This window comes from Bacillus sp. 9.4 (assembly GCF_055486415.1).
Genome location: NZ_JBVFMU010000005.1, coordinates 253,204 through 266,337, shown reverse-complemented (window position 1 = coordinate 266,337; position 13,134 = coordinate 253,204). Strand labels below are relative to the sequence as shown.

Here is a 13,134-nt window from a genome sequence, read left to right as displayed (position 1 = left end):
TCAGTTCACCTCGTTGAAAATGGCGATCAAATCTTCTTCGTTTTTAGCGGAGATCAGGCGTTCAATGTTTTCTTCTTCTGAACAGATAATGGCGATGTTAGACAAAATGTCTAAATGCTCATTATTTTTACCCGCAATGCCGAATACCACTTTTGCCGTGTTGCCTTCTCCGTACTCAACGCCCTCTGGAATTTGTATGATTGAAATTCCAGAGTGAAGCACCTCGCTTTTCGCTTCTTCTGTGCCGTGTGGAATGGCAATGAAATTCCCCATAAACGTAGAAGACGTTTCTTCACGTTCAAACATTTTGCTAATGTAATCCTCTGTCACGTAGCCGTTGTCAATCAGCGTCTGGCCTGCCAATTTGATGGCCTCTTCTTTTGATGATACCGTTTGATTGAGTTTAATATTTTCCTTTGCGAGTACTTGCATGAGTATCACTCTCTTTCTATAAGATTACTTTTTCAGCTTTTCAATCAGCTCGTCGTATTTCGGGCTGTTTAAGAAGTTATCCACTGATATGTGCGTCGCGTTCGGCAGCTTTGCTTTCGCGCGGTCTGTTAAATCTTTGTGGGTGATGACAATATCCGCATCGCTTGGCAGATTGTTAATGGCCGTGTTGGTCACACTGATGTCAAGCTCCGCTTTTTTCACTTTGTTTCTTAAGATGGATGCCCCCATGGCACTTGATCCCATTCCCGCATCACACGCAAAGATAATTTTGTTCACGCTTTCAGGAGACAGCTCAGACGCTTCTTCTGCTTTGGCTTGTTCCGCCTCTAAAGCAGCTGCTGCTTGGCTTTTCTTCCCCTTCATGGACTGCATTTTTTCTGTTGCGGCAGCCAGGTCTTCTTCACTTGCTTTTGAGGATTTCAGGATCACTGCTGAAACGATGAACGATACAGCTGCAGCGACCAATACGCCCGCCAATACGCCGAAATAGCCTCCTCTTGGCGTCATTGCCATCAATGCAATAATGCTTCCCGGTGACGCTGCCGCGACAAGTCCGGCATTAAAGATCGTAAACGTTAAGAGTCCGCTTGCTCCGCCGGCAATGGCTGCGAGAATCAGGGCCGGTTTCATCAGAATGTACGGGAAGTAAATCTCGTGAATCCCTCCGAAGAAATGGATGATCGCCGCACCGGGAGCCGTTGATTTTGAAGATCCTTTGCCAAAGAACATGTACGCCAGCAAAATGCCGAGCCCCGGTCCAGGGTTTGCTTCTACTAAAAACAGAATTGATTTTCCTGTTTGGGATGCTTGCTCGATTCCGATCGGGCTTAAGATTCCGTGGTTAATGGCGTTGTTGAGGAACAACACTTTCGCCGGTTCTACAAAAACACTGGCTACCGGCAGTAAATTAGCGTGTACAATGACTTCCACACCAGCCGCCAGCAATTTATTTAGCGTCAGGACAACCGGGCCGATGGCGTAAAACGCGAGAATCGTTAAAGCCGCGCCGACAATCCCTGCCGTAAAGTTGTTGATCAGCATTTCAAAGCCTTGTTTGACTTTATCCTTGAATAATTTATCAGTCTGTTTAATGAGGTATCCGCCAAGCGGACCCATAATCATTGCGCCTAAAAACATTGGAATATCCGATCCGACAATCACCCCAATTGCCGCTGTCGCTCCGACAACTCCGCCGCGGTGGTCGTAGATCATTTTTCCGCCTGTATACGCTATCAAAAGCGGCAATAAATACGTAATCATCGGGCTGACCAGCGTGTTCAACTGTTCATTCGGAAACCATCCTGCCGGAATAAACAGCGCGGTAATGATACCCCACGCGATGAACGCGCCGATATTCGGCATGATCATTCCGCTCAAATAACTCCCAAAGCGCTGCACTTTCACTTTCATGCCGCCTTGCTGCTGTTCTTGCTGCTGCATATATAAACCCTCCCTGTTTTGTTTGTCGCTGTAAGGTGCAAAAATATGTTCAGAGAATGATGCTTCCCTTTGACTCTATGTTAAAACGCTTACAGTCCCTATACAATTGAAAGTAAAGAGGACTTTGGCACATGACTGTGACAATTTTTTAAAAATAAAAAGGCTCCTGGTTTCAGGAGCCTTTTCTCTTTCCTCTATAAATAATGTTGCCGTTTTGAATCACGTACTTAGCGATCATTCGCTCACTCACAATAAAGACGGGATAGGCGCACACAAGCGCAAAAACAGCCATTGGCACGTGCTGTACGGCCGGCAGCATTGAACCTGCCGCATTGCGGAGGAGCAGCAAAAGATAAATGAGCAGCACAATAGCCGCTAATGATACCAGCATAATCGGAGCTGATACTTTATATTCATAAAGCCGTTCCCGGCAATGTCCGCAGCGAAATTGACAAGGCACATTTGATGATCTGACCATGTCGCCTGTCAAAGGTTTGCCGCAGTTCGGGCATGGTGTTTCTTTCATAGGGTATTCCTCACTTTCTATTCCATATGTCTATTATACCAGAGTCCCTTCTGTTTCGTTTTGTTGCTGTTCAACACATTTTCACATTTTTTATCATCAGCTTACTTGTCTCTGTCTCTAAAATCCTCTACGCTTAAATAGATCTTAATGAAGAGGGTGTATGAATGCTTCCGATTAATAGACAGCAACACATACTGAAGTGGCTGAAAGAAGAAGGCGCGCTCAGAATTTCTGACATCAGCGCAAGGTTTGGCGTTTCGGAAATGACGGTATACAGAGATGTCAATCAGCTGGTTCAGTCAAATCAGGTCATTAAAACGGCCGGCGGCATCACGCTCCCCGCCCGAACACCTCAAACGGATCATATGTGCAGCTATTGCTTGAAGCCCGTCAATCAAGCTCATTCGGTTCAGCTGATTACGGTAAACCAAGACATTGAACAGCTATGCTGCGCACATTGCGCGTTTTTGCGTTACGCGGATAAAACGGAAGAGGTTTCACACTTGATTTGCAGAGATTTTCTGTTACAGACAACCGTCAGTGCCGGTTCGGCTTATTTCGTCGTAAATGCTGAATTAAACCTGCACTGCTGCCAGCCGCAGGCCATTCCGTTTGCGACACTTGACCATGCCGAACGATTTCAAAAAGGATTCGGCGGAGCCGTCTGCACTTTCGACCAAGCGCTGGAAGACATGCTTCAAGACCGAAAGAAACGCTGCACCTGCACCAAGAAATAACACAACACATACAGCGGAAGGTGGTGTCTGAGTGATGAAGCGAAACAGATGGTGGATCATCCTTCTGCTTTTTCTTGTTTTCCTGCCGAAAACAAGCTTTGCTCACGCCTATATTGTCAAATCTTCACCTGGGGAAAACAGCGAATTAAAAAGTGCTCCTGCGCAGGTGGAAATCGAATTTAATGAACCGGTTGAAGAAGGGTTTCACTACATTAAAGTCTATAATTCAAACGGCGACCGTGTGGATACGGACAAGACTGAAATCAAAAAAGATAATCATCACATCATGACAGTGAAGCTGAAGAAGAATCTGCCTAAAGATGTGTACAGAGCGGAATGGAATGCCGTATCCGCGGACGGGCATCCTGTTTCCGGCGTCATTCCGTTCAGTATCGGGAAAGCGGATGGCGGATTCAGCAGCCAAAAAGCAGCCGATTCAGCGCTGAATCCGGGAACAGCAGCAGATCGCGCGATTCTGTATACAGCCTTATCTCTGTTTATCGGAACGGTTTTCTTCCATCTTTTCTGGTATAAAGGGAAATCAGAACAGCTCGTCAAACGGACAAGACGTATCCTGACCGGCTCGATCACAGCACTGGGGCTGGCGCTTTTGCTTCAGCTTCCGATTCAGACAAAAGCGAACGCAGGCGGCGGCTGGGGCAGCGCATTCCAGCCGGGCTACATCAGAGAAACACTGTTTGAGACAGCAGGCGGCTCCGTTTGGATCATACAGGCTGCGCTGTTCGTGCTGCTCGCACTGTCTGTCATCCCTGCGATACGGAAAAACCGCTTTTCATCCTTTGGCTATTGGACAGCGCCGCTCATTTTCTTTTTCGGTCTCCTGCTTGCCAAGGCGTTTACCGGGCATGCTGCTGTCGTTGAAGAAAAAACGGTCGGCATTTTGATGGATTTCCTTCATTTAACTTCCGCTTCCATCTGGGTCGGCGGAATAGCGGCACTCGTTTTGCTGCTCTCAAAAGAATGGAGGCAGCCTGACAAAACGCTCGCGTGGGAGACGGTCAGACGGTTCTCCCCATGGGCGCTCACTGCAGTCGGCGTCATTTTGTTTTCAGGCTTGCTCAATGGATTTTTCATCATTCGTTCAATGGATTCACTGTTCCATACAGCGTACGGCCAAGCTCTTTTAGTGAAAAGCGGGCTGTTTGTTTTCATGCTGGTCTTAGGCGCAATTCATTTTCTGCTTACCAGAAAGCAGCGCCGCACAGGAATCAGCCGAACGTTGAAAGCGGAGTGGGCAATCGGCATCGCTGTATTGATCACAGCGGCTGTGTTTACAAGCCTGCCAAGCCCGCCTGATCCAGCGCCGGAACCGTTCTACCAAACCAAAGCGATTGAGAACGGACAAAGCGTTTCTCTCAGCATCAGCCCAAACCAGCCCGGAAAAAACGTTTTTGAGCTGCGGGTCACCGACCATAACGGAGATCCCGTGAAAAACATCCAGCAAATCACGTTAACCGTTTATAAAACAGGCCTGTCAGGCAGCGAAAACAAAAGCACCTTTACATTAAAAGAAAAAACAAAAGGCGTCTTCCAGGATCAAAACCTGTCGATTAATGAAAAAGGAAACTGGAAGATCAAAGTCCACGGCCTGACCGGCGACTTTAACGAAATCAATATCATGTTTACAAAGACCAATTAAGGAGTGTTTACGTTGTTGAAAAAAATCGCATTGACACTATGTCCGGCTATTGTCGGCTCCCTCTTATTCTTTTCGGCCCCTGCCAGCGCGCATGTTTCTGTAAAACCGGCTGAGTCTGCTGCAGGCTCTTGGGAAACGTATACAATGAAGGTTCCTTCTGAGAAAAATCTGCCGACAACGAAGGTTGTCCTCAAAATGCCGAAGGATGTTGAATTCCAGCAATATGAGCCAATTCCGGGCTGGAAGGTTTCCACTCAAAAACATGATGACAAATCAGTGTCCGTGACATGGGAGGCGACTGACGGAGGCATTCAGGAAGGACAGTTCCAGCAGTTTACCTTTGTTGCCAAAAACCCTGACAAAGCAGAGGAAGCTGCTTGGGACGCATACCAATATTACAAAGACGGCAGCATTGTTGAGTGGACAGGTGACGAGGATGCCGATACACCTCATTCCATTACAAACATCACGTCTGCAAAACAAGTGACAGATGAGCACGGCGCCACGAAAACAGAAGACGATTCCGAAAACTCAGGTTCTTCAGCTCTAGACATTACAGCGATTGTGCTGTCTGCGGCTGCCATTATTTTATCTGTAGCAGCACTTGTAAAGAAAAAGCGTGCCTAATAAAGAAAGCGATCCAGATGTCATGTCTGGGTCGCTTTTTATGTTTAACCGCGGCCTGCCTGGAAAGCAGGATATTTCGTCATTCCGCCGTCCGCAAACAATGTGATGCCTGTAACATAGCTGGATTCCTTCGAAGCAAGCCACACTGCCACTGCGGCAATTTCCTCCGGTTCGCCGATATAGCCCATCGGGATCATGCTTTCTACATCTGCTTTCTGTTTAGGGTCAGCGAATTTTTCAGCATTGATTGGCGTGTTGATCGCACCTGGCCCGATATTGTTGACGCGAATGCCCTTCGGCGCGTATTCCAAAGCCAACGTTTCAGACATCAGCTTAATTCCGCCTTTACTAGCTGCATAGTGGACAAATAACGGCCACGGAATCCTTTCATGCACGCTGGACATGTTGATGACATTTCCCTTGATATCGTTTTCTACGAAATATTTAATCGCTTCACGGCTTCCTAAAAAGGCACCTGTTAAGTTCGTGCCGATGACTTTATCCCAATCCTTGAGCGGCATTTCGTGAGATGGCACAGGATTTTCAAGACCGGCATTATTAATCATAACATCGAGTGTGCCGAACTCTTTAATTGCCGTTTGCACGATATTTTTTACATCTTCCTCTTTCGTGACATCTCCTTGGACGACAACAGCTTCACCGCCCGCCTTGATGACCTCTTCTTTTACCTCGTTCGGATCTTGCTTATTACTATAATAGTTAATGACCACTTTTGCCTGCTCCTTGCCGAAGCGAATGGCCATTGCCTTTCCGAGCCCTGAAGCAGCTCCTGTAATAGCGACGACTTTTCCTTTTAAATCCGGATACATATACATCCTCCTCCATTTGTTATGAATTTGTTTTGGCGATTCCTAAGAATACGGCGGCGGCAATAATCAGGATAATACCGATCGCAATTGCTATAAGCTGGCGTTTCGTTTTCTTTTCACGCAGGATGAAAATACCGCCGAGCGTAGAAATGACAATTCCCATTTGTGAAAGGGAAAAGCTCGTTGCAACGCCGACTCGCGGCTGAGAAATAAACAAAAACATATTTCCGCCTGCCCAGATTAACCCTGGGAGAATATTTCTGATCGCATACTTGTTAAAGGGTTTGTGCCTATAGGTTAAAACTAACCCCCCGACCACCATGCCAATTGCCTGTGGCAACAGCGCGGACCAGCCGGACACATTGAATAATCTGGCCACGACTACATAAACCAAATAACCAAGAGTCGAAACAAGGAGAATCAAAATGCCCTTTTTCAAATTGCTTGGCTCGCCCTCTTTTTTATCATTCTTATCTTCCAAGGACGTGAGAATGATTCCCACAATGATAAAGATCAAAGCGAGAACGCCAAGCGTAATCGCAATCGGTGTTGACCATTCGCGGAACACGATCACACCGAACAGCGAGGTGGAAACGAGCTGCATTCCTGTGGAAATCGGCATTGTTTTCGACACGCCCATCAATTGAATGCTTTTCAACTGGTTGGCCTGTCCAAGTGACCAAAATAAGCCGGATACGATTCCAACAATAAAAATGCGAAGGGACAGAACGGGCTGAACAAAAAAGTAAATAACGATAGAAACAATGAGCGCCCCGATCGTCGTTCCCAGTGTCTGGCTGTACGGCCCGCCGCCTAATTTCACATTGAAGAGAACAATGCTCCCCCAAAACAAAGCCGGGAGAAGAGCCAATAATAAATCCATTGTTGGGGAACCTTCTTTCAAAATGTATTTGCTGTTATTTTGGCTGGAATTGTTGTGATTATTCGCCGGAACACAAAAAGAGCTGCCGGAAAATCCGGCAGCTCTCAGGAGCGTGCATTCTTTTATAAACCGATGGACAAATATTTTGTTTCAAGGTACGGCTCGATACCTTCTGAACCGCCTTCACGGCCGATGCCGCTTTCTTTCATTCCGCCGAATGGCGCTTGAACCGCTGACGGTCCGCCGTCATTCCAGCCGATAATGCCATACTCTAGATTCTCGGAAATATAGATGCCGCGGCGGTAGTTTTCTGTGAAGAAGTAAGCAGCCAAGCCATACGGTGTATCGTTTGCAAGCTGAATCGCTTCATCAATATCAGAAAACGTGACGATCGGGGCGACCGGGCCGAATGTTTCCTCATGCATGATGTTCATGGACGTATCGACATCGGTGAGCACTGTCGGATTCACAAAGTAGCACCCTTTGTCATCGTTTCGGTCATATGTGCCCCCAGCAATCACTTTCGCGCCTTTTTCAACCGCATCATCTATTTGGCTGACGATTTTTTCGAAGCCTCGTTTATTGATGATCGGGCCGACATTGACGCCTTCCTCAAGTCCATTTCCGACTTTCAGCTTAGACACTTGCTCGCTCAGTTTCGCAGCAAATTCATCTTTAATGGATTCATGAACGATCAGGCGGTTAGCACATACGCAGGTTTGGCCGGCGTTTCGGTATTTGGACGCCATCGCCTGTTCAACGGCAAGGTCAATGTCTGCATCTTCATCTACGATCAGCGGGGCGTGTCCGCCGAGCTCCATTGAGACGTGCTTCACGGTGTCCGCGCTGTTTTTCATAAGGATTTTCCCTACAGGTGTTGAGCCTGTGAACGTGATTTTGCGGATTTTCGGACTGCTTGTGAACACATTTCCGATTTCTTCTCCATCGCCGATTACAACCTGAAGAACATCCTTCGGAATGCCCGCTTCATATGCGAGGCGTGCCAGTTCATAAGCAGACAGCGGTGTGTCCGGCGCCGGCTTGATGATAAATGTACAGCCAGCGGCAAGAGCAGGCGCCGCTTTGCGTGTAATCATCGCATTCGGGAAATTCCAGGGCGTGATAGCAGCAACGGGGCCGACCGGCTGGCGTGTGACAACAATTCGTTTACCAGTTGTCGGGGCCGGGACCGTTCTTCCGTACACACGCTTCGCTTCCTCTGCGAACCATTCGATATAGCCTGCGCCGTAAAGTACCTCGCCGACTGCTTCCTGGTAGGGTTTTCCGTTTTCCTTTGTAATTAAATCTGCAAGCTCTTCTTTATGTTCAACAATCAGCTCATACCATTTTTTCAAAAGAGACGCTCTTTCGTTCGCTGATGTTTTAGACCACGTTTTAAACGCTTGATGTGAACGTTCAATGGCTTCTTCTACCTCTGTGGCTGATTGCTGAGGAATCGTTTTGATCTCCTCGCCCGTAGCCGGGTTGTAGACCGTTAATTGATCTGGCATATTGAACATTCCTTTCTTTTCATGATTACTTAAAATGATAGCAGACCCAGCCGTTTTCTTTCCAATGATTAAGCTCGCAGGCCCGCCTCCAAGATGCTGAGCCCTTCATTTAAAAGGCTGTCTGAGATGACGAGCGGTGTCAAAAAGCGGATGATATTACCGTTAATTCCCGCTGTCAGCAAAAGTAATCCGTTTTGATTCGCATAGGCCGCGATCGCTGCTGCTTTTGCTTTATCAGGCTCACGCGTGTCTGGATCCTTGACGATTTCGATTCCGGCCATCGCCCCGAGTCTGCGGATGTCACCGATGAATGGGAATTCTTGTTTCCACTCATACGCCTTGTCTTCAATGATTTTGCCAATTTCTTCAGATCGCTCATTCAGTCCTTCTTCTTCGATAATATCCAAGACTGCCAAAGCCGCCGCGCAGCCGAGCGGGCTGCCGGCATACGTGCCACCCAGCTCCCCTGGCGCTGCCGCATCAAGCATTTCCGCACGCCCGATCACGCCGCTTAATGGCAGGCCTGCCGCAAGCGATTTAGAAACCGTGATCAGATCGGGCACTACATCAAAGTGCTCAATTGCGAAATAAGTGCCAGTTCTGGCAAAGCCGGTTTGGATTTCATCAGCAACAAAAACAATGCCGTGTTCTTTGCAGAATGAAGCGACGTGCTGTACGAACCGTTTCGAAGGAATAATAAACCCGCCTTCTCCCTGCACCGGCTCCATCACGACACACGCCACCGTTTCAGGCGCCACTGAAGCGATAAAGAAATCATTGAATGCTTGAATGACCCTATCGTCATAGCTTTCATCACTCATGCCGGCCGGCTTCTGATAATAATAAGGGAACGGCGCTTGATAAACCTCTGGCGCAAAAGGCCCGAAACCGAATTTATAAGGTTTTACCTTGCTTGTCATGCTCATCGTCATATTCGTGCGCCCGTGAAACCCGCGCGTAAATGAGACAACGCCTTGGCGCTTTGTATACTTTCTGGCGATTTTCACAGCGTTTTCGACCGCTTCTGCACCTGAGTTAAGAAAAATCGCTTTTTTCTCATGGCTGCCCGGTGCAATGCCGCACAGTTTTTCGGCTAACTCGATATAAGTCGGGTACATCATGACATTAAAGCCAGGATGAATCAGCTCCTCTGCCTGCCGCTTCACAGCCTCAACCACCTTCGGATGCGAGTGTCCGACATTTAACGTGCCGATGGCGCCTGCAAAATCAATAAATCTCCGGCCGTCCAGATCGTACAGCTCGGCCCCTTCTCCTTTGACCGCCAGACTGCGGTTGCCGTTGCTCACACCTTTTGACACAAATTGATCCCGTTTTTGCTGCCATTGTGCAGTTGTGATGCTTGCTGTTGTTTGACTCATGTGAATATCCCCCTGTCGGTATTTTCTTATCATTCTGACTTCTCTTTGGTATGATGAAAAGTACCAATTATAACTTTTTGATGGTATCAGAAGGAGAAAATACAAATGGATATCACGATTACACTCGATCGTTCAGAACAAGCCGATTATATCTATCAGCAAATTTATCAAAAGCTGAAAAAAGAAATCCTCAGCCGCAATCTGCTGCCGCACTCGAAGGTTCCCTCCAAGCGGGAGCTGGCTGAAAATCTCAAGGTCAGCGTAAATTCAGTGAATTCAGCCTATCAGCAGCTGCTGGCTGAGGGGTATTTGTACACCATTGAACGAAAGGGTTTCTTCGTGGAGGAACTAGACATGTTTTCCGCCGAGGAGCACCCTCCATTTGCACTGCCGGATGACCTAAAAGAGATTCACATCGACCAGAGTGATTGGATATCGTTTTCACACATGAGTTCCGATACAGACCATTTTCCGATCAAAAGCTGGTTCCGCTGCGAGCAAAAAGCGGCCTCCCGCTCATACCGCACGCTCGGCGATATGTCACATCCGCAAGGAATATATGAAGTGAGAGCGGCCATTACGAGGCTCATTTCCCTGACGAGGGGTGTAAAATGCAGGCCGGAACAAATGATCATAGGGGCAGGCACACAGGTGCTCATGCAGCTGTTGACTGAGCTTTTACCCAAGGAAGCCGTGTATGCGATGGAGGAGCCTGGCTACAGGCGCATGTATCAGCTTTTGAAGAATGCCGGAAAACAAGTAAAGACGATCATGCTGGATGAAAAAGGCATGTCGATTGCTGAAATCACCAGACAGCAGCCAGATGTGCTGGTGACCACCCCGTCGCATCAGTTTCCGTCCGGAACGATTATGCCTGTATCCAGAAGAATTCAGCTGCTGAACTGGGCAGCCGAGGAGCCGCGCCGATATATCATTGAGGACGATTATGATAGTGAATTCACATATGATGTAGACAGTATTCCGGCGCTGCAAAGCCTCGACCGTTTTCAAAATGTCATCTATATGGGAACCTTTTCAAAGTCCCTTCTCCCCGGCTTGCGGATCAGCTATATGGTGTTGCCGCCTGAGCTGTTGAGGGCATACAAACAGCGGGGCTATGATCTGCAGACTTGCTCATCACTTACACAGCTCACCCTGCAGGAATTTATCGAGTCTGGTGAATATCAGAAGCATATAAAAAAAATGAAGCAGCATTATAAAGAAAAGAGAGAACGCCTGATCACCGCTTTAGAAGCAGAGTTCAGCGGAGAGGTTACCGTAAAAGGGGCAAATGCGGGGCTGCATTTTGTTACCGAATTTGATACCAGGCGCACCGAACAAGACATCCTGTCACATGCTGCCGGGCTGCAGCTTGAAATATTCGGAATGAGCCGATTTAACTTGAAGGAAAACAAGCGGCAAACGGGCAGGCCCGCTCTCATTATCGGCTTTGCACGGCTGAAGGAAGAAGATATTCAGGAGGGTGTGCAACGGCTTTTCAAAGCGGTTTACGGACATAAAAAAATCCCCGTTACAGGGGATTGATTCACCAGCGGTCCTGGTCTACATTCAGCACGGCTTCAAGCAGGCCCGGAAATGCCTTTTCAAGGTCTTCAGCGCGAAGCGAATAATACCGGCGCTTTCCTTCTATCCGAACTTGAGCGATGCCTGATTCTCTCAAAACTTTAAAATGATGCGACAAAGTCGATTTGGCAACCTGCACATCTGCACAGGTGCTGCACGTTTTTTCTTTTGCTTCAGCTAATTGCTTGACGAGCTCTAAACGAAGCGGATCACTAAGTGCATGAAGAACCTTTGTCAGCTGCAATGTTTCTGTTTCTGGATGGTTTGGAATGTTCATGACACAAATGTATCACACAACAATTAGAATGACAATTTTACTATATAAGGGTTTTTCCTTTACCTCATTTAGAATACATGTTACATTTAGTTCGATGAAATTCGAACAATAAATTCGCATAACGACGGAGGAGATTTACATGATCGTATTACAAGCTTACATCAAAGTAAAACCAGAAAAACGCGAGGAATTTTTGAGCGAGGCTCAATCACTTGTTCAGCATTCAAGAGCTGAGGAAGGCAACGCGCAATACGACCTATTTGAAAAAGTAGGCGAAGAAAATACATTTGTCATGCTTGAAAAATGGAAAGATGAAGCGGCAATGAAATTCCATAACGAAACTGCACATTTCCAAGGGTTTGTCGCAAAAGGAAAAGAACTGCTGAGCGCTCCTCTTGATGTTGTCCGCACAGAGCTTAGCGAGTAAAGGAAGGGTGTCTCATATGAATGAAGTGATTAAATCTTTAACAGACCACCGCTCGATTCGCAGCTACACAGATGAGCCTGTAGCTCAGGAGCAATTGGACCAAATCATTGAAGCGGTGCAATCAGCCCCTTCTTCTATCAACGGACAGCAAGTGACTGTGATCACAGTCCAGGATAAAGAGCGCAAAAAGAAAATCTCCGAACTGGCAGGCGGCCAGCCATGGATCGATCAAGCTCCTGTTTTCCTGCTGTTCTGCGCAGATTTCAACCGGGCCAAAATTGCGCTTGAAGATCTGCATGATTTCAAAATGGAAATCACAAATGGATTGGAATCTGTTCTTGTCGGCGCAGTAGACGCTGGTATTGCCCTCGGCACAGCAACAGCAGCGGCTGAGTCACTCGGACTTGGCACAGTTCCGATCGGTGCAGTTCGCGGAAACCCTCAAGAGCTGATCGAACTGCTTGAGCTTCCAAAATACGTGTTCCCTTTATCCGGCCTTGTCATTGGGCATCCTGCCGACCGTTCAGCGAAAAAACCGCGCTTGCCGCAGGAAGCTGTCAATCATCAGGAAACTTATTTGAATCAGGATGAGCTGACGTCTCACATTCAGGCATACGACGAACAGATGTCTGAATACATGAATAAACGGACAAACGGAAAAGAAACAAGAAATTGGTCACAGAGCATCGCTTCCTACTATGAGCGCCTGTACTATCCGCACATCCGTGAAATGCTTGAAAAACAAGGATTTAAAGTTGAAAAATAAGCTCTTATTCGGCCTGTCGGATTTTCCGGCAGGC

The 13,134-nt window shown here is 47.4% G+C and carries 14 protein-coding genes; 6 read left to right on the top strand and 8 right to left on the bottom strand.

Annotated features, from left to right (window positions below; translation table 11 throughout):
• The 3 genes from ACZ07B_RS18925 to ACZ07B_RS18915 form a co-directional block, all read right to left on the bottom strand.
• Positions 1-432 carry a PTS mannitol transporter subunit IIA gene (locus ACZ07B_RS18925; protein ID WP_024573245.1) on the bottom strand — a complete coding sequence of 144 codons (432 nt, stop codon included), beginning with the start codon at positions 430-432 and terminating at the stop codon, positions 1-3.
• A gap of 24 nt (positions 433-456) precedes the next feature.
• Complete coding sequence (locus ACZ07B_RS18920; protein ID WP_010886406.1) at positions 457-1,893, bottom strand: PTS mannitol transporter subunit IIBC; 1,437 nt, start codon at positions 1,891-1,893, stop codon at positions 457-459.
• A 172-nt stretch (positions 1,894-2,065) separates the two neighbouring features.
• Positions 2,066-2,419, bottom strand: a complete 354-nt coding sequence (locus ACZ07B_RS18915; protein WP_003234445.1) for a hypothetical protein — start codon at positions 2,417-2,419, stop codon at positions 2,066-2,068.
• 164 nt (positions 2,420-2,583) lie between these two features.
• On the opposite strand from ACZ07B_RS18915, the gene ycnK reads away from it, so the two are divergent.
• The 3 genes from ycnK to ACZ07B_RS18900 are packed head-to-tail and all read left to right on the top strand — an operon-like array spanning position 2,584 to position 5,443.
• Positions 2,584-3,156, top strand: a complete 573-nt coding sequence (ycnK, locus tag ACZ07B_RS18910; RefSeq protein WP_080528927.1) for a copper uptake transcriptional regulator YcnK — start codon at positions 2,584-2,586, stop codon at positions 3,154-3,156.
• A 34-nt stretch (positions 3,157-3,190) separates the two neighbouring features.
• Positions 3,191-4,816: a copper transporter YcnJ gene (ycnJ, locus tag ACZ07B_RS18905; protein WP_217020573.1), complete on the top strand. Its 1,626-nt coding sequence runs from the start codon at positions 3,191-3,193 to the stop codon at positions 4,814-4,816.
• 12 nt (positions 4,817-4,828) lie between these two features.
• Entirely contained in the window at positions 4,829-5,443 is a 615-nt protein-coding gene (locus ACZ07B_RS18900) for a YcnI family copper-binding membrane protein (protein WP_077671286.1), read from the top strand.
• Between the two features lie 44 nt (positions 5,444-5,487).
• Here the strand turns inward: ACZ07B_RS18900 and gdh are convergent, their stop codons facing one another.
• The 4 genes from gdh to gabT all read right to left on the bottom strand — a co-directional run bounded on the left by gdh (position 5,488) and on the right by gabT (position 10,046).
• On the bottom strand, positions 5,488-6,273 hold the full coding sequence (gdh, locus tag ACZ07B_RS18895; RefSeq protein WP_024573629.1) for a glucose 1-dehydrogenase: 786 nt from the start codon (positions 6,271-6,273) through the stop codon (positions 5,488-5,490).
• Between the two features lie 19 nt (positions 6,274-6,292).
• Positions 6,293-7,156, bottom strand: a complete 864-nt coding sequence (gene glcU, locus ACZ07B_RS18890) for a glucose uptake protein GlcU (protein ID WP_003234455.1) — start codon at positions 7,154-7,156, stop codon at positions 6,293-6,295.
• A 122-nt stretch (positions 7,157-7,278) separates the two neighbouring features.
• Complete coding sequence (gene gabD / locus ACZ07B_RS18885) at positions 7,279-8,667, bottom strand: succinate-semialdehyde dehydrogenase (protein WP_015382777.1); 1,389 nt, start codon at positions 8,665-8,667, stop codon at positions 7,279-7,281.
• A 68-nt stretch (positions 8,668-8,735) separates the two neighbouring features.
• Positions 8,736-10,046 (bottom strand): 4-aminobutyrate--2-oxoglutarate transaminase, encoded by a 1,311-nt coding sequence (gene gabT / locus ACZ07B_RS18880; RefSeq protein ID WP_464877544.1) that lies wholly within the window; start codon positions 10,044-10,046, stop codon positions 8,736-8,738.
• Positions 10,047-10,151: 105 nt separating this feature from the next.
• Here gabT and gabR point away from each other — a divergent pair, with 105 nt between their 5' ends.
• Positions 10,152-11,591, top strand: a complete 1,440-nt coding sequence (gene gabR, locus ACZ07B_RS18875) for a MocR-like transcriptional regulator GabR (RefSeq protein WP_257433777.1) — start codon at positions 10,152-10,154, stop codon at positions 11,589-11,591.
• A gap of 1 nt (position 11,592) precedes the next feature.
• Here the strand turns inward: gabR and ACZ07B_RS18870 are convergent, their stop codons facing one another.
• The gene (locus ACZ07B_RS18870) at positions 11,593-11,907 is read right to left on the bottom strand and encodes an ArsR/SmtB family transcription factor (protein WP_003234476.1); all 315 of its coding nucleotides are present in this window, start codon (positions 11,905-11,907) and stop codon (positions 11,593-11,595) included.
• A 139-nt stretch (positions 11,908-12,046) separates the two neighbouring features.
• Between ACZ07B_RS18870 and ACZ07B_RS18865 the strand changes: the two genes are divergently transcribed.
• Together ACZ07B_RS18865 and nfsA are read left to right on the top strand one after the other, a co-directional pair.
• Positions 12,047-12,334: a putative quinol monooxygenase gene (locus ACZ07B_RS18865; protein WP_003234477.1), complete on the top strand. Its 288-nt coding sequence runs from the start codon at positions 12,047-12,049 to the stop codon at positions 12,332-12,334.
• 16 nt (positions 12,335-12,350) lie between these two features.
• Positions 12,351-13,100 carry an oxygen-insensitive NADPH nitroreductase gene (gene nfsA, locus ACZ07B_RS18860; RefSeq protein WP_003234479.1) on the top strand — a complete coding sequence of 250 codons (750 nt, stop codon included), beginning with the start codon at positions 12,351-12,353 and terminating at the stop codon, positions 13,098-13,100.
• Positions 13,101-13,134: the final 34 nt, after the last annotated feature.